At 40.1% G+C, this 347-nt stretch carries 1 protein-coding gene; it reads right to left on the bottom strand.

Going from position 1 to position 347, the window contains the following annotated elements; all coding sequences use genetic code 11:
- Window positions 1–347 (bottom strand): hypothetical protein (locus tag Q0935_RS15835; protein ID WP_299388339.1); only part of this gene is annotated, 347 nt, incomplete at both ends.

Here is a 347-nt window from a genome sequence, read left to right on the forward strand (position 1 = left end):
GTTACTACCCAAGTACAATATGTTGAAGAGTTTTCATCGGTATCGAACGTTGCTGTTTCATAACATGCAGTTGCAGGTTCTGTTTGTTGCGTTCCAGTTACTACCCAAGTACAATATGTTGAAGAGTTTTCATCGGTATCGAACGTTGCTGTTTCATAACATGCAGTTGCAGGTTCTGTTTGTTGTGTTCCAGTTACTACCCAAGTACAATATGTTGAAGAGTTTTCATCGGTATCGAACGTTGCTGTTTCATAACATGCGGTTGCAGGTTCTGTTTGTTGTGTTCCAGTTACTACCCAAGTACAATATGTTGAAGAGTTTTCATCGGTATCGAACGTTGCTGTTTC

This window comes from uncultured Lacinutrix sp., from assembly GCF_947500605.1.
GTDB lineage: Bacteria > Bacteroidota > Bacteroidia > Flavobacteriales > Flavobacteriaceae > Lacinutrix.